The sequence below is a fragment of the Variovorax sp. J22G73 genome, from assembly GCF_030317035.1.
Classification (GTDB): Bacteria; Pseudomonadota; Gammaproteobacteria; order Burkholderiales; family Burkholderiaceae_C; genus Variovorax.
In genome coordinates this window covers 177,848-197,042 of sequence record NZ_JASZYK010000008.1, presented here as the reverse complement: position 1 = coordinate 197,042, position 19,195 = coordinate 177,848, and the positions used below count along the sequence as shown (strand labels likewise).

The following is a 19,195-nucleotide window of genomic DNA, read 5'->3' as shown; positions in this document are numbered from 1 at the left end:
CCGACGCAAAGGCGGCGACACGACGATGAGCAGATACGAAGGAAGGCCGTTGCTGCGGCTGGTGGATTGCCTGGTGCTCGACGCCATCGAGCAGCTCGACGACACGAAGCGCGAGACGCTCGAAGCGCTGGAGCCCCGGCTCGCGCAGACGTTCATGGCCAGCGGCACCTGGCAGGAAATGATCAGCGCCCAGATGGGCTTTGCCGACGACGTGCCCGACAAGATCCGCCACTTCTGGCGGCGCTACCTCGACCATGCGGAAAAGCACAACGAGCGTGTCGACGCGCAGGCCTTCGTGGTCGACTTCGTGGCGCAGAACTTTCCCGACATCGCGCCGCCGCGGCGCTGAAACCGGCGGGGCCGGTCTTCAAGTCTCCTGCAGCAGCAGCGCCCGCTGCGCCTGCGCCGTCTCGCGCAGAAACTCCCACACCGCCTGCATGCGCAGCAGGTGCTTGGTTTCCGCGGGCATCGACATCCAGAACGTGCGCGTGAAGTTCGCCTGGCCGGGCAGCACCGGCTTCAGCGCGCTGTCCTTGTCCGCAATGAAGGCCGGCAGCACCGCAATGCCCGCGCCCGCCGCCACCGCGCTGTGCTGCGCCAGCACGCTGGTGCTGCGCAGCGCGAAGCTGTCGGGGCGATGCAGTTCGTCCAGGTACTGCAGCTCCTTGCTGAACAGCAGGTCGTCCACGTAGCTGATGAAGGTGTGGCCGCGCAGGTCTTCGCGCGTCTTGATGGGTTTGTGCGCGGCCAGGTATTTTTTCGACGCGTAGAGCCGCAGCGTGTAGTCGGTGAGCTTGGTGACGACCACCGGCCCTCGCGCGGGGCGCTCCAGCGAGATGACGATGTCGGCCTCGCGCCGCGACAGGTGCACCAGCCGCGGCATGGCCAGCAGGTCGATGGTGAGCTTGGGGTGCTGCACCGCGAACAGCGCCAGCTGCGGTGCCAGCACCACGGTGCCGAAACCCTCCGTCGCGCCGATGCGCACCAGGCCCGACAAGCCTTCCTGCGAAGCCGGCGCAGTGCTCTCCACGGCCTGGAAGGCGCTTTCCATCGCCTCGACCTGCGGCTGCAGCCGGCGGCCCGCCTCGGTGAGCCGGTGGCCGCCCGATTCGCGCGAGAACAGCGGCGCACCCACTTCCTTTTCGAGCGCCTGGATGCGCCGCGCCACCGTGGTGTGGTCGACCTCGAGCCGGCGTGCCGCGCTCATCAGCGTGCCCGAGCGGGCCAGCTCCAGAAAGTAGCGCAGGTTGTCCCAGTCCATGTGTGCCCGTGTCTGCTGTGTTCGCTGCCCGCGAGCAGTCTGCATTTTTGCAAAGCCGCCGCGCATATTTGTCTATTGTCATGGCAAATTCGCAAAGCTAGGATGCAGGGCTGAACCGGCCAGACCGGTAGACCCAAGGTACCTGCCCGCCGCAGGGCCCCCCCAGATTCACAGGAGACAAACCCCCATGGACGCCACCACCACCCCCTCGACCCAGGTCGCCACCGTCAAGCTCTTGATCGGCGGCAAGCTGGTCGAATCCAAGACCACCGAATGGCGCGACGTCGTCAACCCGGCCACGCAGCAGGTGCTGGCCCGCGTGCCCTTCGCCACGCCGGCCGAGCTCGATGCCGCCGTCGCCTCGGCCAAGGAAGCCTTCAAGACCTGGCGCAAGACCCCCATCGGCACGCGCGCACGCATCTTCCTGAAGCTGCAGCAGCTCATTCGCGAGAACATGGGCGAGCTGGCCGCCATCCTCACGGCCGAACAGGGCAAGACCCTGCCGGATGCCGAAGGCGACGTGTTCCGCGGCCTCGAAGTGGTCGAGCACGCATCCAACATCGGCAACCTGCAGCTCGGCGAGCTGGCCAACAACGTGGCCAACGGCGTCGACACGTACACCCTGCTGCAGCCGCTGGGCGTGTGCGCCGGCATCACGCCGTTCAACTTCCCCGCGATGATCCCGCTGTGGATGTTCCCGATGGCCATCGTCACCGGCAACACCTTCGTGCTGAAGCCTTCCGAGCAAGACCCGATGGTCACCATGCGCCTGTGCGAACTGGCGCTCGAAGCCGGCATTCCGCCCGGCGTGCTGAACGTGGTGCACGGCGGCGAAGCCATCGTCAACGGCATCTGCGACCACAAGGACATCAAGGCGATCAGCTTCGTGGGCTCGACCAAGGTCGGCACGCACGTCTACAACCGTGCCACGCTGGCCGGCAAGCGCGCGCAATGCATGATGGGCGCGAAGAACCACGCCATCGTGATGCCCGACGCCAACAAGGAGCAGACGCTCAACGCACTGGCCGGCGCCAGCTTCGGTGCCGCGGGCCAGCGCTGCATGGCGGTGTCGGTGGCGGTGCTGGTGGGCGACGCGCGCAACTGGGTGCCCGAGCTCATCGAGAAGGCCAAGACGCTGAAGATCGGTGCCGGCACCGAAAAGGGCGTGGACGTGGGCCCGCTCGTGTCGTGCGCCGCCTTCGACCGCGTGAACGGCCTGATCGAACGCGGCGAAGCCGACGGCGCCAAGCTGGTGCTCGACGGCCGCAAGCCCACCGTGCCCGGCTACGAGAAGGGCAACTTCGTCGGCCCGACCATCTTCACCGGCGTGAAGCCCGGCATGACCATCTATGACCAGGAAGTGTTCGGCCCCGTGCTGTGCATTGCCGATGCCGAAACCATCGACGAGGCCATCGAGCTGATCAACAGCAACCCGAACGGCAACGGCACGGCCATCTTCACGCAGTCGGGTGCCGCGGCGCGGCGCTTCCAGGAAGACATCGACGTGGGCCAGGTCGGCATCAACGTGCCGATTCCGGTGCCCGTGCCCATGTTCTCGTTCACCGGCTCGCGCGCGTCCAAGCTCGGCGACCTGGGCCCGTACGGCAAGCAGGTCATCATGTTCTACACGCAGACCAAGACCGTGACCGCACGCTGGTTCGACGACAGCACCGTTTCGCACGGTGTCAACACCACCATCAGCCTGAAATGAGGCGCGGGCTTCGCAGGCAGGGGCTTCTTGCCGCGGCCTGGGGCGCGGTGGCGGCGCTTGCGTTGTTCGCCGGCGCGGCGCAAGCGGCCGGCGCCGACGAGCCGGTCGACTGCAACCCGAACGGCAACCAGCTGCAGATGAACGACTGCGCGGTGCGCGACTTTCGCGCGGCCGATGCCGTGCTCAACATCCGCTACGGCGAGGTGATGAACACGCTGTCGCCGCAGATGCGCGTGGCGCTGCGCAACGAGCAGCGGGCCTGGCTCAAGGGCCGCGACCCCGCCTGCAAGCGTGCTTCCAAAGCGAACGAAGGCGGCTCCATCTGGCCGCTGGTGTTCAACTCTTGCCTGGAGAAATCGACCCGCAAGCGGACCGCCGAACTGGACCGCTGGAAGGGTCGCCAACAATGAACTTCGAACTGTCAGAAGAACAGAACGCTTTCGCCCAGACCGCGCGCGACTTCGCCCAGGCCGAGTTCGCGCCGCACGCGGCCCAGTGGGACGCGGAGGCCATCTTTCCGAAAGAAGCCATCGCCAAGGCCGGCGAGCTGGGCTTCTGCGGCCTGTATGCGCCCGAGCGCGTCGGCGGCCTCGGCCTGCCGCGGCTCGACGCGGCGCTGGTGTTCGAGGAGATGGCCGCGGTGGACCCCTCGACCACGGCCTTCATCACGATCCACAACATGGCCACGTGGATGCTCGGCACCTGGGCGACCGACGCGGTGGCGCAGCAGTGGGGCGAAGACCTGACGAGCGGGCGCAAGCTGGCGTCGTATTGCCTCACGGAACCGGGTGCCGGCTCGGACGCGGGCTCGCTGAAGACGCGCGCCGAGTTGCAGGGCACCGAATACGTCATCAACGGCGGCAAAGCGTTCATCTCGGGCGCGGGCGCCACCGACGTGCTGGTGCTGATGGCGCGCACGGGCGGCGCGGGCGCCAGCGGCATCTCGGCCTTTGCCGTGCCGGCCGATGCGCCGGGCATCAGCTACGGCAAGAAGGAGCACAAGATGGGCTGGAACAGCCAGCCCACGCGCACCATCAACTTCGACAACGTGCGCGTGCCCGCGCAGAACCTGCTGGGCAAGGAAGGCGAAGGCTTTCGCATTGCCATGAAGGGGCTCGACGGCGGGCGCATCAACATCGCGACCTGCTCCGTGGGCGCGGCGCAGGGCGCGCTCGACGCGGCGCGCCGCTACCTGCACGAGCGCCAGCAGTTCGGCAAGCCGCTCGCGAGCTTCCAGGCGCTGCAGTTCAAGCTGGCCGACATGGCGACCGAGCTGGTCGCGGCGCGGCAGATGGTGCGGCTGGCGGCCAGCAAGCTGGACGCGGGCCATGCCGACGCGAGCACCTATTGCGCGATGGCCAAGCGCTTCGCGACCGATGCGGGCTTCAACGTGTGCAACGACGCACTGCAGCTGCACGGCGGCTACGGCTACCTCAGCGAGTTTCCGCTGGAGCGCCTGGTGCGCGACGCGCGCGTGCACCAGATTCTTGAAGGCACCAACGAAATCATGCGCGTCATCGTTGCGCGAAAATTGCTGGAAGGCGACAGCGACATCCGCTGAACGGCCGTCAACCCGCCATCCAGGACCTGAAAAAACAATGACCGACAACGTAGTTCTCTTCGACGAAATCAAGACCACCGGTGGCCAGCGCTTCGGCGTGGCCACGCTCAATTCGCCGGCCTCGCTCAACTCGCTTTCCGTGGCGATGGTGCGGCTGCTGACGCCCAAGCTGCGCGAATGGGCGCAAGACGCGGGCATCGTCGGCGTGCTGCTGCAGGCCGCGGGCGAGAAGGCCTTCTGCGCCGGCGGCGACCTGCGCCAGCTCTACCAGACGCTGCTCGACTGCGGCCCCGAGCGCAACACCTACGCCGAAGATTTCTTCCGCGAAGAGTACGAGCTCGACCACCTGATCCACACCTTTCCCAAGCCCTTCCTGTGCTGGGGCCACGGCATCGTGATGGGCGGCGGCGTGGGCCTGCTGGCCGGCGCCTCGCACCGCGTGATGACGCTGCAAAGCCGCATCGCCATGCCCGAGATCAACATCGGCCTGTACCCCGACGTGGGCGGCAGCTGGTTCCTGCGCCGCACGCCGGGGCGCACCGGCCTGTTCCTGGCATTGACGGCCGCCAACATCAACGCGCACGACACCATCTTCTGCGGCCTGGCCGACGTGCTGGTGCCGCAGGAGCGCAAGGCCGACGTGCTGGACGCCATTGCATCGACCACCTGGGCCGGCGACAACAAGGCCGACCGCGCCACGCTGTCGCGCATCCTGGCCAAGGCCGGCGAGGGCGCGGAGCTGCCGCCGTCGAAGGTGCGCGAGCACTACGACACCATCAACGCGCTGATGGCGGGCGACGATCTGCTCGACATCGCGAAACGCCTGCGCGAATTGCAGAGCGAAGACGCCTGGCTGCAGACCGCGGCCAACACCTTCATCAAGGGCGCCCCGAGTTCGGCCGCGCTGAGCTTCGAGCTGTGGCAGCGCGTGTACCGCATGTCGCTGGCCGAGGTGTTCCGCCTGGAGTACTGGGCCTCGCTGGGTTTCTGCGCGCACAAGGACTTCGCCGAAGGCATTCGCGCGGTGCTGGTCGACAAGGACCGCAACCCGCGCTGGAGCCCGGCCACGCTCGAAGAGATCACGCCCGCCTTCATCGAAGACCACCTGCGCCCGCGCGGCGAGATGCCGGCCGAGCTGGCGTCGCTGGCCTGAGCGACGGCTTCATTCCCTGAAAAGAATTTCCTGCACAGCACCACGGAGACAAGACACATGAAGATCGCATTCATCGGCCTGGGCAACATGGGCGGCCCCATGGCCCTGAACCTGCTCAAGGCCGGCCACACGCTCAGCGCCTTCGACCTGTCGGCCGACGCCTGCAGGAAGTTCGCCGCCGAAGGGCTGCCCATTGCCGGCTCGGCCGCCGAGACGGTGGCCGACGCCGAGGTGGTCGTCAGCATGCTGCCGGCCAGCGCGCACGTCGAGGGCCTGTTCCTCGGCGGCGCGGGCAAGCCCGGCCTGCTGGAGAACATCAAGGCCGGCACGCTGGTGATCGACAGCAGCACCATCGCCGCGGCCACGTCGCGCAAGGTGGCCGAGGCGGCCGCGGCCAAGGGCGTGGCGATGATCGACGCGCCCGTGTCGGGCGGCACCGGCGGCGCGATTGCCGGCACGCTGACCTTCATGATCGGCGGCGACACCAAGGACCTGGAGCGCGCGCGCCCCGTGCTCGAGAAGATGGGCGCCAACATCTTCCACGCCGGCGCCGCCGGTGCGGGCCAGACCGCGAAGATCTGCAACAACATGCTGCTCGGCATCTTGATGATCGGCACCTCGGAGGCGCTGGCGCTGGGCGTGGCCAACGGGCTCGACCCGAAGGTGCTCAGCGAAATCATGCGCCGCAGCTCGGGCGGCAACTGGGCGCTGGAAAAGTACAACCCGATGCCGGGCGTGATGGAAACGTCGCCCGCCTCGAAGAACTATGCGGGCGGCTTCGGCACCGACCTGATGCTGAAGGACCTGGGCCTGGCGCAAGAAAACGCCACCGCCGTGCGCGCAGCCACGCCCTTGGGCGGGCTGGCACGCAGCCTGTATGCGGCGCACAGCCTCGCGGGCCATGGCGCGCTCGATTTCTCGAGCGTGCTGAAGCTGGTGCAGAAGGCTTCTTGAGCGTCTTGCGTTGCGGGGGGAGGGTGATCAGCCGAAGTGAGCCTTCAGGCCCCACAGCAGCCCGATCACCACGACGAACAGCACGAAGAAGAGAACCCAGGCACGCGTGAACGCCTGGGTCTCCGTGATCTCTGGGGCGGCAGCCACGGGGGGCGGGCTGGAAACGGAGGGCGTTGGTTGGGTCATTCCCGACTGTACTCCCCGGTCTGCGTGGCGGGCTGTCGGTGCATCGGGTCATTGGCCCCGACGCGCCATCGGCCACAGGATGCCGGCCGACACCCCATTCGCACCCGCGCCGAACAGGATCGGCCACAGGTAGCTGCCGCTGGCGTCGAACGCGAACCCCGCCGCGGCCGGCCCGACCAGCGTACCGAAGGCCACGCTGGTATAGAGCACGCCCAGGATCGCGCCGATGCTGCGCCCGCCGAAAAAGTCCATCACCAGCGCCGGCAGCAGCGCCACGAAGCCGCCGTAGAACGCGCCGTAGAAAAACGCGAACACGGCCAACCCCCAGAACCCGCTGGACGCTGCCCACACAAGCTGTGACAGCGCCATGCCCACGACCATCAGCACCATGGCCGGCGCGCGCCCCATGCGGTCGGCCAGCCCGCCGAGAAAGAAGCGGCCCGCCGTGCTGCCGACGCCGATGGCGCCCAGCAGCATCACGGCAGAGGGTGCGCGCACGCCGTGGTCGAGCGCGTACGGCACCAGGTGCACGAAAGGCACGAACAGTCCGAACGAGCACACCAGGCAGGCCGCGTACAGGCCCGCGAAGCGCCGCGAGCGCACGGCTTCGCGCAGCGTGAAGCCTGTGGGCGCATTGGCTGCAATCGATGGCTGCGGCGCATCGCCGTCGGGCGCCAGGCCGTGGTCGCGCGGGTCGTTCGCAATCAGCAGCGCCATGCCCACGCCCAGCACCACCGCGACGATGCCCAGCGCCAGGTAGGCGTGCCGCCAGCCCAGCGTCGTGATGAGGTACGCCGCCAGCGGCGGCATCGCCAGCGTGCCCACGCCGATGCCGCTCACGGCCAGCCCCGACGCGAAGCCGCGCCGCCGCACGAACCAGCGCTGCACCGCGCCCAGCACCGGCACGTAGGACGCGCCGACGCCCAGGCCCACGCCCAGCCCGTACGCCAGGTACACCTGCGTGAGGCTGCGCGCCTGGCCCGCCAACGCCAGGCCCAGCCCCACCAGCACCATGCCCGCCACCGCCAGGCGCCGCGCACCCCAGCGGTCGGCCAAGGGGCCGCTGAGCACGCCGAGACCGAAATACAGGAAGCCGGCCAGCGAGAACACCAGCGACACCGAGCCACGTGAAGCGCCGAAGTCCTTCTGCAGCGATTCGAGAAATGCGCTGAAGGTGTAGGCGCTGCCGAAGCCGACGAAGGTGACGGTGAACGCGCCTGCGACCACCAGCCAGCCGCGGAAGAGGCCTGTGCGCTGGGCGGCGGAGTGCCCGGGCAGTTGCGTGTGCGAGGTGTTCCTGTTCGACATCGGGTGGAGCCTGGGTTCAGAATGCCTAAATGGTCTTCCTGGCGGCATCGATGTGCAAGCCAGAAAAACTTGTCGATCCAGATCAGATTTGCTAACGCATGGAACACCAGCTCCCACCGCTCAACGCATTGCGCGCCTTCGAGGCCGCCGCACGCCATCTCTCGGTGAAGAACGCGGCCGACGAACTGTGCGTCACGCCCGGTGCCGTGAGCCAGTTGCTCAAGACGCTGGAGCAGCACCTGGGCGTGCCGCTGTTTCGTCGCGTCAACCGCGGCATCTTCCTGACCGATGCGGGCCAGGCCTACCTGCCGCCGGTGCGCAATGCGTTCCGCCAGATCAGCGATGCCACGCAAAGGGTGGCGGTGCCCGAGGAGACCGGTCTTCTCACCGTCAGCGCCACGCCGTTCTTCGCGTCGGCGTGGCTGGTGCCGCGGCTGAAGTCCTTCCAGGACGCGCACCCCGACATCGACCTGCAGCTGCAGACCGGCCACGCGCTGGCCGACTTCTCGCGCGACGGCGTGGACGTGGCCATTCGCCATGGCATGGGCCAGTACCCCGGCCTCGCGAGCCAGCGCGTGCTCACGGTCGAGATGGTGGCGGTCGCGGCGCCCGCCTTGGTGGCCGAACGCGGCAAGCCGAAGCAGCCGGCCGACCTGCTGCACTGGCCGCGCGTGAACGATGCCGAGCGCAAGGGCTGGCGCGCGTGGTTCGAGGCCCAGGGCGTGCAGGACGCGGGCCCCGCGCGCGGCCCTTCGTTCGACGACGCGGGCCTGCTGCTGAAGGCCGTGCTCGCGGGACAGGGCGCCGCGCTGCTGCCGGCCGCGATGATGGCGCCGGACATCGCCGAGGGCCGGCTGGTGGCGCTCAGCCGCGCGAGCTGGCTCGAAGACTTCGCGTACTACCTCGTGTGCCCCGAGGCTGGGCGCGACCGGCCCAAGGTGTCGGCATTTCGTGACTGGCTGCTCGAAACGGCGCAAGAAAGCCGCGCCAGGCCGTCTTCGTCAGGTAGCCGCAAGAGAGCTTCGCCGACAGTCGCAGGCCAGAACACAAAGCGCGAGCCCATGCGCAGTCCCGCCTCCAAGTCCGCCTCCAAGTCCGCGCCCAAGCCCCGATGAAACTCCCCAGACACCGACTCCTGCGCCAGATGGTCGTGCGCCCGCGCCTGTTCATTGCCGCGGCCATCGCCATCGCGGTGGGCGTGCTGCTGCCTTCGGCCGTGGAAGCGCACTTGGTCACGCGTCTGCTCATCGCCTGGAACACCGGCGCCTGCCTGTACGTGCTGCTGGCCGCGGTGATGATGACGCGCTCGTCGCAGCAGCTCATGCGCGTGCGCGCCAAGGTGCAGGACGAGGGGCAGGGCGTGATCCTGGTGCTGGTGGTGGTCTCGGCCATCGCGAGCCTGGCGGCCATCGGCGGCGAACTGGCGGTGGTGAAGGACATGCACGGGCTCGAGAAGATCGCGCATGTCGCGCTGGCCGGGCTCACGGTGGTGTCGTCGTGGGCCTTCACGCAGGTGATGTTCACACTGCACTACGCGCACGACTACTACGCCTCGACCAGCAAGGGGCTCAAGGCGGGCATCCAGTTTCCGGACGAGGAGCCGCCCACCTACGGCGACTTCTTCTATTTCTCGGCGGTGATCGGCACCTCGGGCCAGACGGCGGACGTGTCCTTCGTGTCCAAGCCCATGCGGCGCATCGGCTCTGTGCATTGCATCCTGGCGTACCTGTTCAACACGACGGTGCTGGCCTTGCTCATCAACATCGGCGCGAGCCTGTTCTGAGCGCCATGGCACGCATGCAACCTCTGTTCGCCGCTCCTGGGCTGCTCGGGCTCGCGCTGCTGGCCTTCGCGCCTGCCGCCCGCGCGGACGACGACGCGGCCGAGCTGCCTTTCAAGCTCACCGTGGGCGCCTACCGCGTGTCGGGCGGCGGCCTGCCCGCTGGACCGGGGCTGGACCTGAACCTGCGCTACACCTACGGCGACGGCAACGTGTGGATCGGCTGGTTCCGCTCGCCGGTGCTCGACTTCGCGCAGCCGCGCGCCGGCTGGGACCACACCTTCACGCTGGGGCCGGTGCGCGTGCTGCCGTCGCTTCAGGTGGCCTCCGGCGGCTTCGTCGGCGGCAGCCTCGCGGTGGAAACGGGCGACAGCTGGTTCGTGGGCACGGGGCTGGGGCGCACCAACCTGCGCAGCTACGCCAACCTGAACTTCGACCCGAACGATTCGTACACGGTGTACGGCGGCTACAAGTGGAGCGACGGCACGGCGCTGTCGCTCTCGCTGATTCGCGACAACCGGCTCAACCCCGACCAGCAGGACGTGCACCTCGTCTACCGGCTGCCGCTGCCCGAGCGGCAGCGCCTGACCGTCGACCTGCTGGCCAAGCAGGGCACGGTGGACGGTCAGTTCATCCGCCGCGCGGGGCTCACGGTGACCTACGACTGGCCGCGCTGGTTCGTTCGGGTGGCGTATGACCCGAAGGTGAACTTCACGGAGCAGGACATGGTGCGGTTGTCGGTCGGGACGCGGTTCTAGTTTTTTCCCCTGCTGGGGGCGGGCCCGGGCGATGCGTGGACTGACGCCACGGCGGGCTCAGGGCTAATCCGGCGCGCAAAGGAGCGGCGCCAATAATGGCGCCATGCTTGTCCTGAACCGCCTTTCCCCGTCCGCCGCTTCACGTTGTTCCCTGTTGCTGTTGTTGCCCGCGTTGCTGCTGGCGCCCGTGGTGGGCTGGGCGCAGGGCCGTGCCGAGGCGCTGCTTCAGTTCGAAGGCGTGCAGCCGCGCTACCAGGCCTCATACGCGCCGGGGGCCGTGGCGCGCGGCGCGAAAGAGCTGCTGGACCCCGACGACGCGGCCATCGCCGACAAGGCGCTCAAGGCGCTGGACACGGCCGCCGGCCGCGCCTTCAACACCAAGGCCTCGGTCGCGGCCATCCAGCAGGAAGTGGCATCGGCGGGCACCGGCGGCGCCGCGCCCAGCCCTGAGGTGCTGGCCGCGGTGGGCCGCTTCGTGAAGCTGCGCACCGACTACGCCGCGATGAACGAGGCCGGCAAGGCCGAGTTCTTCAACCGCGAACGCGCGCGCCCCGCCGACCCCGCGCGCACCGAGCTGCTCGAGCGCATGGCCGTGGGCGACGTGCGCGACATCGATTTCTCGAGCCAGTTGCTGATGAGCGCGGTGGTCAAGCAACTGGCGCGTGGCAACGGCGGCCAGCTCAGCGGCCTGCCCGACAGCACGCTGGCCATGGCGCTGGACACGCTGTGGTCGCGCGGCGTGACATCCACGCGCCCGCGCAACCTGATGCTCGTGGCGCGCGAGTTCGAAAGGCAGGTCACGCAAGCGCTCCTCGCGGCGCTGCCCGACGCCGACGTGGCCGCGCTGCTGGCCTGGCGCAACGACCCGCAGGCGGCGGCCGAGCGCGAGGCACTGGTGGGCACCTACCGCGCCGAGGTGAAGGGCAGTGGCGGGGTCGCGCTGCGCACGCTGATAAGGGCCTGGCCGCGCTCCTGAGCTGGCACACAGCAGCCGGGCAGGGGCAACGCGCGCACCGCCGCGCTGCTAGGACAAATCCCGAGGGCGCGAACACGCGCACGGGCGTGCAATGCGCCGTGCCCCGCACGCGCGTGGCACCGCCTTTCATCCACGGGAAAAACAACATGAACATCGACCGTCGAAGCTTCTCGGCCCTGGGCCCCGCGTTCGCGCTGGGCTCGCTCGTGCCTTCGTTGGCACGGGCGCAGGCGGGAGCCTTTCCGTCCAAGCCCATCCGCATCGTCTGCCCGTTCGCGCCGGGCGGGGGCTCGGACTTCATCGCGCGGCTGGCCGCGGCCAAGCTCGGCGAGCGCGTCGGGCAGACAGTGCTGGTCGACAACAAGCCCGGCGCGGGCGGCGTGCTGGGCACCGAGATCGGCGTCAAGGCCGCGCCCGACGGCTACACGCTGCTGCTGGTGGCGGGCAGCTACACGGTGAACCCGGCGCTCTACAAGCTGAGCTTCGATCCGGTGGCCGACATCACGCCGGTGGTGCAGCTGTCGCGCGGCGCGTACGTGCTGTGCGTGAACCCGCGCGTGGAAGCACGCAACCTGCAGGAGCTGCTGGCGCTCGCGCGCAAGGAGCCGGGCAAGCTCACCTTCGCGTCCAGCGGCGCCGGCGGCCACCTGCACGTGGTGACCGAATACATGTTCGAGATGGCCAAGGCAAAGGCCACGCACGTGCCCTACAAGGGCACCGGCCCGGCGGTGAACGACCTGCTGGCCGGCAACGTCGACATGCTCTTCGCCGGCACCGAGGCGCTGATGCAGCACGTGAAGGCGGGCAAGCTGCGCGCGCTGGCGGTGAGCACGGCGAAACGGCTCTCGGCCTACCCCGACATTCCGTCGGTCGCCGAGAGCGGCCTGAGCGAGTACGACGTCGTGGCCTGGCACGGGCTGGTTGCGCCCAAGGGCCTGCCGCCGGCCGTGCTCGCCAAGTTGAGCGCGGAGCTCAACGCCATGCTGCGCGCCAAGGACGTCGAAGACCGCCTGGAACCCACCGGCGTCGGCGCGGCGGGTGGCACGCCCGAGGAGTTCGGCGCGCTCATTCGCGCGGAGCTGGTGCGCTACGGCAAGGTGATTCGCGAGGCGGGCATCAAGGCGGAATAGCCGCTTCCTGTTGGCAGCGACTGAGCCGCCACGAAGGTAGACCTCGGCAGCTGGCGTGCCGAGTGGCATGCAACGTGCTTGTCAACAAGATGCACGCACACCGCGTGCGTTTGCGCACCAGAAAGGGCAGTTGACTTAGCGGCGTCAGAAAGTTCCTCGTCATTGTTTCAATTTCATGAACACTGCGATTCGATTGAATAGGGTTTTCCCTAGGAATCGTGGTGCAAACTCGCGGCACTCAAAAAGCCCAGTAAAGAAGGAATTGAAATGAAGACCTCGAAGATCCTCGCCGCCGCCGCTCTCTCCCTGCTCGCCGCCGCTGGCGCCCACGCAGAAACCTACGAAGGCGTGCAAGCCGTGACCTCCGGCTACAGCCGTGCCGACGTGGCCCCCCAAGCTGTTGCCGCCGCCCGCGCTGGCAACGTGTACGGCGACGGCGTGTCGTCGACCGTGGCTCCCGCCCTGACCGCATCGGCCGACCGCGCCACCATCCGCAGCGAAGCCGTGGCCGCCGCCCACGCTCCTGGCCAGAACCTGCGCCGCGAATCGTTCGCCGGCAGCGTGGTGCCCGCGCAAGCCAAGGGCCTGACCTTCACGCGTCAAGCCGGCCTGTGATCCGAAGGCGGCGCAAGCCGTCTCGGTGACACCGCCAAGCCGAAAACCGGACCCTGCGAAAGCAGCGTCCGGTTTTTTCATGGGGCTTCGCTTTTCTCCCGAGACTTTCAGCTTCTCCGGTTCAACGGTCGCGCATGTGCTCCGCACAGAAGGCATGCACGATCTTCAGCGCCGGCGCCTTCGTCACCCCGTCCAGCGTGATGAACGCGAACTGCGAGGTCAGGCGCAGCGGCTTGGGCATGCGCAGCTCGACGAGTTCGCGCGCGTCGATCAGCGTGCGCGCGGTTTCGACCGCGCCCAGAAACACCGTGTCGCTGGTGCGCACCAGCTCGAGCAGGCACGAGGCCTCGTCGGACTGGAAACGCACCGCGTCGTTGAAATGCATGGCGTTGCCGAAATATGCGTCCAGGCTCTGCACCACGTCGCGGCCCAGCCCGATGCCGCTCGCCGCCAGCGGGTAGTCGCGCAGCCTGGCCAGCGACACCGCCTCCGTGCCGCACAGCGGATGGTCACGGCGGCAGACGAAGCCGATGCGCATTTCAGGCAGCAGCTGCACGTCGAGGTTGTCGTCCAGCGGCAGCAAGCGCTTGTGGACCACCAGCGCATCGACCGCACGGTCGCGCAGCGCCAGCAACTGGTGCTCGGCCGGCCCGCCGATCAGCTGCACCTTCAGGCGCGGATAGGTTTCTGCGATGTGGCGCAACAGCGGCAACGCCAGCACCGCGGTGGGCGCCGGGCCGAGCGCGAGCCGCACCGTGCCCACCGCCAGGTCGGCGAGCAACGCGGCGCTGCGCTTCATTTCAGACACTTCGATGGTCACGCGGCGCGCGCGCGAAGCGACCAGCGCGCCCAGCGGCGTCAGCCCCTTTCGCTTGCCCGTGCGATCGACCAGCGCACCGCCCAGCTCTTCTTCCATCGCCTGGATGCTGCGGCTCAGCGCCGGCTGCGTGAGGTGCAGGCGCTCGGCGGCGCGGCTGAAGGAGCCCGTGTCGACCACGGCCAGCAGGTGTTCGAAATGCTGAAGGTTCATGGCACGCGCCCTCTATTTTCATGAGTCCAGGTAATGCCGATGCGGCTGAATATGCATTGGACGTTGCGTGGGCCGAAGCCTAGCATCGCCACCGTTTTCATCCATCGAAAGCGGCCCATGACCTGCAGACCCTCCTGTTTCACCGCCATCGTGGCGTGCGTGCTCGCCTCCCACGGCGCGGTTGCGCTGGCCCAGCCGGCGTACCCGTCCCGCGCGATCACGCTCGTGGTGCCGGTGGCCGCGGGCGGCGCGGCCGACGCGCTGGCGCGCGCCTGGGCCGAGCGGGTCGGCACCGCGATGGGGCAGCCGGTGGTGGTCGACAACCGGCCCGGGGCCAACGGCAGCGTCGCCGCGAGCTACGTGGCCAAGCAGCCGCCCAACGGCTACACGGTCCTGTTCGCGAGCACGTCGAACATGTCGCTCAACCCGTTCTCGTACAAGTCGCTGTCGTACGACCCGGTGAAAGACTTCGACCCTGTGCTGATGCTGGCGGGCACCTCGCAGGTGCTGGTGACCAACGCCGCCACCGGCATCCGGTCGCTCGACGACCTGGTGAAGGCCGCGAAGACCAAGCCCGGCGGGCTGGACTTCGGCTCGGCCGGCAAGGGCAACTCGACGCACCTCAACGTCGAGTTCCTGGCGCAGCACTACGGCCTGAAGATGACGCACGTGCCCTACAAAGGCGCCGCGCCCGCCATGGTCGGCCTGATCGGCGGCGAAACGCAACTGGTTGCCGACGCCGTCGTCAGCGTGGTGCCGCAGGTGAAGGGCGGGCGCGTGGTGCCCCTGCTGGTGTTCGGCAGCGAGCGTTCCAAGGCCTTCCCCGATGTGCCCACCGTGTTCGAGGCCGGGCTCACCGACTATCCCGCCGGCGGCTGGTACGGCCTGATGGTGCCGAAGGGAACGCCCAAGGACGTGGTCGCGCGCCTGAACAGCGAGACCGCCAAGTTCTGGGCCGACCCGGGCGTGAAGCAGCGCATGGACGCGCTCTACATGGACCCGCCCAGCGCCCTCGGCCCCGAGCCCCTGGCGCAGACCATGAAGAAGGAGGCCGCCGTGTGGGGCCCGGTGATCACGCGCCTGGGCATCCAGAACGATTGAAAGAAGCCATGACCGAACCCGCCCTGGCGCTGCCCCGCACCCACCTGCCGCGCAGCGAAGACTTTCTGCTGTGGTCGCCGTGCCTGCAGTCGTACGGCTACCGTATCGTCGACAAGCTGTTCGCCACCCGCACCATCGAGCGCGGCGTCGCGCGGCCGTTGCGGCGCGGCCACGAGCTGCAGCTCGGCTACCGCCACGCGGGCGAGGCGCGCACCGTCGAAGACTTCATGGACCGCAACAGCGTGGCCGGCCTGCTGGTGGCGCGCGACGGCCAGGTGCTGCTCGAGCGCTACGGGCTGGGCCTGCAGCCCGGCGAGCGCTGGAGCACCATGTCGACCGTCAAGTCGATGACCGGCATGCTGGTAGGCGCGGCGGTGCGCGACGGGGCCATCGGCTCCATCGACGATCCGGTGGTGCGCTACCTGCCGCAGCTCGAAGGCTCCGGCTATGCGCGCGCCACGGTGCGCCACCTGATGACCATGTCGTCGGGCGTGGGCTGGTCCGAGGTCTACACCGACAAGAACTCCGACGTGAACCGCTACAGCAAGTCGCTGGCCGACAAGGTGCCCGGCGGCGTGCTGCAGATGCTGCGCGACGTGCCCGCGCTGCACGAACCCGGCACGCACTGGCACTACAACACCGGCGACACCTTCCTGCTCGGCTGCGTGCTGTGCGCGGCCACCGGCCAGACGCTGGCCGACTTCATGGCCCGCACCGTGTGGAAGCCCTGCGGCATGGAAGACGAGGCCTTCTACACGCTGGAGTCCGAAGGCGGGCAGGAAATAGCGGGCAGCCGCGCCGGCATGTCGCTGCGCGACCTGGCGCGCTTCGCGATGCTGGTGGCCGCCGACGGCGTGCTCGACGGCGCGCAGGTGCTGCCCGCGGGCTGGGTGCAGTCGGCCTCGCGGCGGGCATTCGACATTCCCGCGGAGTTTCATCCGTCGCGGCTTTCGCTGGGGGTGACGGGCTACGGCTACGGCTGGTGGCTGACCGACGACGGCGCGATGCTCGCGCTGGGCCATTCGGGCCAGCGCATCTACGTGCACCGCGAAGAGCGCCTGGTGGTGGTCAACCTTGCCGTGTACCCCGAGCCGCGCTACGCGAGCGCGGCGGAGCACGACCGGGACGCGGAGCTGAACAGCTTCATCAGGGCGTGCAGAGGGCTGACGAACTGACGCACTGACTCATCGACAAGGGCCTGTGATCACCGCCGCTTCGCGGCCCCGTGCCGATGGCAATCCTGCGCGTGGTCGTCCACGATGCCGGTGGCCTGCATCCACGCGTACACGATCACCGGCCCGACGAACTTGAAGCCGCGCTTCTTCAGCGCGGCCGACATCTCCTCGGACAGCGGCGTCTTCGTCGGCACGCTGCCCGTGCGGTTGACGATGGGCTTGCCGCCCGCCATGCCCCAGACGAACTTCGAAAAGTCTTCGCCCGCGGCCTGCATCGCGAGGTAGGCGCGCGCGTTGCCGATGGTGGCCTCGATCTTCGCGCGCGAGCGCACGATGCCCGCGTCCTGCAGGAGCCGTTCGATGTCGGCCTCGGTGAACTTGACGATCTTCTCGGGCACGAAGCCCTTGAACGCCTTGCGGAAGGCGTCGCGCTTGCGCAGGATGGTGAGCCACGACAGGCCGGCCTGGAAGCCGTCGAGCATCAGCTTCTCCCACAGCGCGCGGCTGTCGTATTCGGGCACGCCCCATTCGGCGTCGTGGTAGGCCGCCAGCAGCGGGTCGGTCTGGGCCCAGGCGCAGCGGATCTTGTCGTGGCTGTTGCTCATTTTTTCGGTTCGTCGGGTGGAGGGCTGGGCTATCGTCGGGCTGCTTTTCAGAACAAGGGAGTCACTGTGACGCAGCATTTTCAATTTCCATTGTCGGCCTTGTCGATGGTTGTCGCGGCCACGCTCGGCCTTGGCCTTGGCGCGGGCTTCAGCACGCCCGCGCACGCCGACACGCTCAAGAAGCCCCAGCTCGAGCGGCTCGCCGCCGCGTGGCAGGCTGGCAAGCCGCCCGCGAATTTCAACGCCTTTCTCACCCAGGCCGCCAAGGCCGAGCCCACGCTGCGTCCCGCCGTGGCCGCGTACCGTGCAAAGAAAAAACCGCTGACTGGCGACGAGCTCGTCGACATCGCGCGCCTGCTCGGCCTGTACAACCGCCTGCACAACCAGCAGGCGGTGATCGCGAGCATCGGCGCCATGGTGGCCATTCCGACGGTGCGCAACGTGCAGGTGCCGCCGCACGAAAGCCCGCAGATCGTCGAGTTCGGCAAGCTTGTCGAGAAGATGGCGGGCGACTTCGGCCTGGCCTACCGCAACGTCGACAACCGCATCTTCGAAGTGAGCCTCAAAAGTAACGGCAGCGGCAGCGGCAGCAGCAGCACCGGCAGCGAGGAGTTCGGCATCCTCACGCACGCCGATGTGGTGCCCGCCGTGCTCTCCGAATGGGTGCTCGACGACGGCACGCGGCTCGACCCCTTCCAGATGCCCCGAGTGGGCGACTTCCTCTACGGCCGCGGCACCATCGACGACAAGGGCTCCATCGCCGCCGTGCTCTACGCCATGAAGGCCGTGAAGGAGAGCGGCCTGCCCATGGCGCGCAGCATCCGCCTGATGATCGAGACCACCGAGGAAACCGGCGGCGACGCCATGCAGTACTACCGCACCAAGACCGAGCTGCCGGCCTACAACATCGTGCTCGACAGCAAGTACCCCGCGGTGGTGGCCGAGAAAGGCTCGGGCGCGCTGAAGGTGCTGTTCCCGGCGGAGCAGGCCGATGGCGCCGCCACCGCCATCACGGCCATGTCGGGCTCGGCGTCGGCCAACGCCATTTCGCAGACGGCCACCGCCACGCTCAAGGGGGGCGATGTCGCCGCAACCGTGGCAAGGCTCGAAGGCGCCAGGCCCGCCTTCCTGCAGAAGTACGAAGGCCAGGGCGGCAAGTTCGCAATCGACATCGCGCGCGGCGCCGACGGCGTCGAGCTCAAGGTGACGGGTGTTTCCGCCCACGGCTCGCGGCCCGAAGAGGGCGTGAACCCGCTGCCGCGGCTGGCGCTGTTCCTGCAGGAGTCGGGCGTCCAGCTGGCGCCCAACCACTACCTGAAGGCCGTGAGGTACATCGACGCGCTCTACGGCACCGGCTACCTCGGCGAGAAGATGGGCCTGGGCTATGCCGACGACTTCATGGGCCCGTTGACCTTCTCGCCCAACCTCGTGCGCATGGACAAGGACGGCAGGCTCGAGGTCACGGTCAACGTGCGCATGCCGCGCGGGCGCACGCCCGACGAGCTGAAGGCGCAGGTCAAGGAGAAGATCGACGCCTGGGCCGGCGCCAGCGGCGTGAAGCTGGAAGTGGCCTACGACCAGGGCAACTGGATGGCGCGCGACCCCAAGGGCGCGTGGCTTTCCACGCTGCTGAACATCTACGGCGACACCACCGGCCTGGAGGCCAAGCCCGTGCCCACCGCCGGCAGCACCACGGCCAAGCTGATGCCCAACGCCATCAACTTCGGCCCCGCGATGCCCGGCAAGAAGTACACCGCGCACAACGCCAAGGAATACAAGGAGGTGCCCGACCTCGACGCCGACATGCAGATGTTCACCGAGATGCTGGTGCGCATCGGCAACCTGCGGCAGATGCAGTAACGGCCGCTGCCGCCACCGCCGCGGCGTGAAG

The 19,195-nt window shown here is 68.5% G+C and carries 19 protein-coding genes; 15 read left to right on the top strand and 4 right to left on the bottom strand.

Annotation, left to right across the window (positions count from 1 at the left end; genetic code table 11):
• Nucleotides 1-25 precede the first annotated feature (25 nt).
• Entirely contained in the window at nt 26-349 is a 324-nt protein-coding gene (locus QTI51_RS26270; RefSeq protein WP_116912047.1) for a hypothetical protein, read from the top strand.
• An 18-nt stretch (nt 350-367) separates the two neighbouring features.
• Here QTI51_RS26270 and QTI51_RS26265 read toward each other — a convergent pair whose 3' ends face one another.
• On the bottom strand, nt 368-1,261 hold the full coding sequence (locus QTI51_RS26265) for a LysR family transcriptional regulator (protein ID WP_286516656.1): 894 nt from the start codon (nt 1,259-1,261) through the stop codon (nt 368-370).
• Between the two features lie 187 nt (nt 1,262-1,448).
• Between QTI51_RS26265 and QTI51_RS26260 the strand changes: the two genes are divergently transcribed.
• The 5 genes from QTI51_RS26260 to mmsB are packed head-to-tail and all read left to right on the top strand — an operon-like array spanning nt 1,449 to nt 6,640.
• Nucleotides 1,449-2,972: a CoA-acylating methylmalonate-semialdehyde dehydrogenase gene (locus QTI51_RS26260; RefSeq protein ID WP_116912045.1), complete on the top strand. Its 1,524-nt coding sequence runs from the start codon at nt 1,449-1,451 to the stop codon at nt 2,970-2,972.
• Complete coding sequence (locus QTI51_RS26255; RefSeq protein WP_286516655.1) at nt 2,969-3,382, top strand: lysozyme inhibitor LprI family protein; 414 nt, start codon at nt 2,969-2,971, stop codon at nt 3,380-3,382. Before QTI51_RS26260 ends, QTI51_RS26255 begins: the two co-directional genes overlap by 4 nt.
• A complete protein-coding gene (locus QTI51_RS26250) occupies nt 3,379-4,533 on the top strand; it encodes an acyl-CoA dehydrogenase family protein (RefSeq protein ID WP_116912043.1) in 1,155 nt (384 codons plus the stop codon). Before QTI51_RS26255 ends, QTI51_RS26250 begins: the two co-directional genes overlap by 4 nt.
• A gap of 37 nt (nt 4,534-4,570) precedes the next feature.
• On the top strand, nt 4,571-5,686 hold the full coding sequence (locus QTI51_RS26245; RefSeq protein ID WP_286516653.1) for an enoyl-CoA hydratase/isomerase family protein: 1,116 nt from the start codon (nt 4,571-4,573) through the stop codon (nt 5,684-5,686).
• 57 nt (nt 5,687-5,743) lie between these two features.
• A complete protein-coding gene (gene mmsB / locus QTI51_RS26240) occupies nt 5,744-6,640 on the top strand; it encodes a 3-hydroxyisobutyrate dehydrogenase (RefSeq protein WP_286516652.1) in 897 nt (298 codons plus the stop codon).
• 234 nt (nt 6,641-6,874) lie between these two features.
• On the opposite strand, the gene QTI51_RS26235 is transcribed toward mmsB, so the two are convergent.
• A complete protein-coding gene (locus QTI51_RS26235) occupies nt 6,875-8,134 on the bottom strand; it encodes an MFS transporter (RefSeq protein WP_286516651.1) in 1,260 nt (419 codons plus the stop codon).
• Between the two features lie 98 nt (nt 8,135-8,232).
• On the opposite strand from QTI51_RS26235, the gene gcvA reads away from it, so the two are divergent.
• From gcvA to QTI51_RS26205, 6 genes are all read left to right on the top strand, one after another.
• Nucleotides 8,233-9,249, top strand: a complete 1,017-nt coding sequence (gene gcvA, locus QTI51_RS26230) for a transcriptional regulator GcvA (RefSeq protein WP_286516650.1) — start codon at nt 8,233-8,235, stop codon at nt 9,247-9,249.
• The gene (locus QTI51_RS26225) at nt 9,246-9,917 is read left to right on the top strand and encodes a DUF1345 domain-containing protein (protein ID WP_286516648.1); all 672 of its coding nucleotides are present in this window, start codon (nt 9,246-9,248) and stop codon (nt 9,915-9,917) included. The genes gcvA and QTI51_RS26225 overlap by 4 nt, the downstream gene beginning before the upstream one ends.
• Nucleotides 9,918-9,931: 14 nt before the next feature.
• A complete protein-coding gene (locus QTI51_RS26220) occupies nt 9,932-10,672 on the top strand; it encodes a hypothetical protein (RefSeq protein ID WP_286547662.1) in 741 nt (246 codons plus the stop codon).
• 154 nt (nt 10,673-10,826) lie between these two features.
• The gene (locus QTI51_RS26215; RefSeq protein WP_286516646.1) at nt 10,827-11,648 is read left to right on the top strand and encodes a hypothetical protein; all 822 of its coding nucleotides are present in this window, start codon (nt 10,827-10,829) and stop codon (nt 11,646-11,648) included.
• Between the two features lie 146 nt (nt 11,649-11,794).
• Nucleotides 11,795-12,778, top strand: coding sequence for a Bug family tripartite tricarboxylate transporter substrate binding protein (locus QTI51_RS26210; protein ID WP_286516645.1), 984 nt, complete (start codon nt 11,795-11,797; stop codon nt 12,776-12,778).
• A 267-nt stretch (nt 12,779-13,045) separates the two neighbouring features.
• Complete coding sequence (locus QTI51_RS26205) at nt 13,046-13,393, top strand: alpha/beta hydrolase (RefSeq protein WP_116912035.1); 348 nt, start codon at nt 13,046-13,048, stop codon at nt 13,391-13,393.
• Between the two features lie 121 nt (nt 13,394-13,514).
• Here the strand turns inward: QTI51_RS26205 and QTI51_RS26200 are convergent, their stop codons facing one another.
• Nucleotides 13,515-14,423, bottom strand: coding sequence for a LysR family transcriptional regulator (locus QTI51_RS26200; RefSeq protein ID WP_116912034.1), 909 nt, complete (start codon nt 14,421-14,423; stop codon nt 13,515-13,517).
• A gap of 117 nt (nt 14,424-14,540) precedes the next feature.
• Between QTI51_RS26200 and QTI51_RS26195 the strand changes: the two genes are divergently transcribed.
• Entirely contained in the window at nt 14,541-15,524 is a 984-nt protein-coding gene (locus QTI51_RS26195; protein ID WP_286516644.1) for a Bug family tripartite tricarboxylate transporter substrate binding protein, read from the top strand.
• An 8-nt stretch (nt 15,525-15,532) separates the two neighbouring features.
• A complete protein-coding gene (locus QTI51_RS26190) occupies nt 15,533-16,699 on the top strand; it encodes a serine hydrolase domain-containing protein (protein WP_286516642.1) in 1,167 nt (388 codons plus the stop codon).
• 29 nt (nt 16,700-16,728) lie between these two features.
• Here QTI51_RS26190 and QTI51_RS26185 read toward each other — a convergent pair whose 3' ends face one another.
• Nucleotides 16,729-17,304 (bottom strand): DNA-3-methyladenine glycosylase I, encoded by a 576-nt coding sequence (locus tag QTI51_RS26185; protein ID WP_116912031.1) that lies wholly within the window; start codon nt 17,302-17,304, stop codon nt 16,729-16,731.
• A gap of 105 nt (nt 17,305-17,409) precedes the next feature.
• Between QTI51_RS26185 and QTI51_RS26180 the strand changes: the two genes are divergently transcribed.
• Nucleotides 17,410-19,164: a dipeptidase gene (locus tag QTI51_RS26180; RefSeq protein WP_286516820.1), complete on the top strand. Its 1,755-nt coding sequence runs from the start codon at nt 17,410-17,412 to the stop codon at nt 19,162-19,164.
• Nucleotides 19,165-19,195: the final 31 nt, after the last annotated feature.

Bases quoted from the DNA above. Each gene is read 5' to 3' on its own strand.
- QTI51_RS26270 (WP_116912047.1), top strand. From the start codon at position 26: ATGAGCAGATACGAAGGAAGGCCGTTGCTGCGGCTGGTGGATTGCCTG.
- QTI51_RS26210 (WP_286516645.1), top strand. From the start codon at position 11,795: ATGAACATCGACCGTCGAAGCTTCTCGGCCCTGGGCCCCGCGTTCGCG.
- QTI51_RS26265 (WP_286516656.1), bottom strand. From the start codon at position 1,261: ATGGACTGGGACAACCTGCGCTACTTTCTGGAGCTGGCCCGCTCGGGC.
- QTI51_RS26190 (WP_286516642.1), top strand. From the start codon at position 15,533: ATGACCGAACCCGCCCTGGCGCTGCCCCGCACCCACCTGCCGCGCAGC.
- QTI51_RS26200 (WP_116912034.1), bottom strand. From the start codon at position 14,423: ATGAACCTTCAGCATTTCGAACACCTGCTGGCCGTGGTCGACACGGGC.
- QTI51_RS26180 (WP_286516820.1), top strand. From the start codon at position 17,410: ATGGTTGTCGCGGCCACGCTCGGCCTTGGCCTTGGCGCGGGCTTCAGC.
- QTI51_RS26220 (WP_286547662.1), top strand. From the start codon at position 9,932: ATGCAACCTCTGTTCGCCGCTCCTGGGCTGCTCGGGCTCGCGCTGCTG.
- QTI51_RS26245 (WP_286516653.1), top strand. From the start codon at position 4,571: ATGACCGACAACGTAGTTCTCTTCGACGAAATCAAGACCACCGGTGGC.
- QTI51_RS26260 (WP_116912045.1), top strand. From the start codon at position 1,449: ATGGACGCCACCACCACCCCCTCGACCCAGGTCGCCACCGTCAAGCTC.
- QTI51_RS26225 (WP_286516648.1), top strand. From the start codon at position 9,246: ATGAAACTCCCCAGACACCGACTCCTGCGCCAGATGGTCGTGCGCCCG.
- QTI51_RS26195 (WP_286516644.1), top strand. From the start codon at position 14,541: ATGACCTGCAGACCCTCCTGTTTCACCGCCATCGTGGCGTGCGTGCTC.
- mmsB (WP_286516652.1), top strand. From the start codon at position 5,744: ATGAAGATCGCATTCATCGGCCTGGGCAACATGGGCGGCCCCATGGCC.
- QTI51_RS26250 (WP_116912043.1), top strand. From the start codon at position 3,379: ATGAACTTCGAACTGTCAGAAGAACAGAACGCTTTCGCCCAGACCGCG.
- QTI51_RS26255 (WP_286516655.1), top strand. From the start codon at position 2,969: ATGAGGCGCGGGCTTCGCAGGCAGGGGCTTCTTGCCGCGGCCTGGGGC.
- gcvA (WP_286516650.1), top strand. From the start codon at position 8,233: ATGGAACACCAGCTCCCACCGCTCAACGCATTGCGCGCCTTCGAGGCC.
- QTI51_RS26205 (WP_116912035.1), top strand. From the start codon at position 13,046: ATGAAGACCTCGAAGATCCTCGCCGCCGCCGCTCTCTCCCTGCTCGCC.
- QTI51_RS26235 (WP_286516651.1), bottom strand. From the start codon at position 8,134: ATGTCGAACAGGAACACCTCGCACACGCAACTGCCCGGGCACTCCGCC.
- QTI51_RS26185 (WP_116912031.1), bottom strand. From the start codon at position 17,304: ATGAGCAACAGCCACGACAAGATCCGCTGCGCCTGGGCCCAGACCGAC.